General features: G+C 67.1%; 1 protein-coding gene. It reads left to right on the top strand.

Annotated features, from left to right (window positions below):
• Positions 1-40 precede the first annotated feature (40 nt).
• Positions 41-879: replication initiation protein (locus HMPREF2791_RS03120; protein WP_070844357.1), on the top strand; the 839-nt coding region annotated here is incomplete at its 3' end.

The following is an 879-nucleotide window of genomic DNA, read 5'->3' as shown; positions in this document are numbered from 1 at the left end:
TTTTGCGGGAGGGTGTGCGACGGTGAATCGCGTGACAGCGATGAGCGATTTCTGGATCGACCAATGGGGTCTGATCGACCACGGGGCGATGGGCGGTGCCACCAAGACCGCCATCCGACGCATGCCCGGCACCGCAGCCGTGCAGCAGCGGTTCATCCAAGCCAACCCGCGCCGGTTCCAGAACGCGCTCGTGGTCGACATCGACCGCGCCAGCGCCGTGATGGACGCGCTCGAGAAGCCGCACGAGCACCCCGACCCGTCCTGGGTCATCGAGACTGACCGGGGCGCACACGTCGGCTGGTGGCTGTCCTCGCCGGTGTGCCGCAGCGAGTACGCCGCACGCAAGCCCATGCGATACGCCGCGCGCGTCCAGGAGGGGCTTGTCCGCACGCTCGACGCTGACCCCGCCTACACCGGCTTCATCACCCGCAACCCGGTGTTTCCCGACCTCGCTCCCGGCGAGGTGATCTGGGGCGGTGAGCGCACCTACGAACTCGGCGAGATGCGCACCGCTGCCATGCCCCGGCAACTGCCGCGCAAGACCGAAAACGCCCGCACCGACCTCGGCCGAAACTGCGCGCTGTTCGAGCAAGGCCGTCACGAGGTCTACCGGCTCAACCGCGCCATGGACTTCCCGCACGCTGACGCGCTCTATCGCGCGGCACTGTCGCACCTGCTCGACCTCAACGGCGCGATTCCATCAAGTGCCGGCGGGCCGCTCGACCTGGCCGAAGTGCGCTCAATCGCCAACTCCATGGCCCGCTGGACAGCCGAGCACCACACCGCCGCAGGATTCGCCGCAAAACAAGAGTTCGCAGGCAAAAAGTCCGGCCAAGTGCGTCGTGGAGACCGGAAAGACGAAGCGGTGAAACTGATGGA

This window comes from Corynebacterium sp. HMSC034A01, assembly GCF_001838175.1.
In the GTDB taxonomy this organism is placed as follows: domain Bacteria; phylum Actinomycetota; class Actinomycetes; order Mycobacteriales; family Mycobacteriaceae; genus Corynebacterium.
The sequence above is the reverse complement of the archived record's forward strand: the minus strand, read 5'-3'. Positions and strand labels throughout refer to the sequence as shown.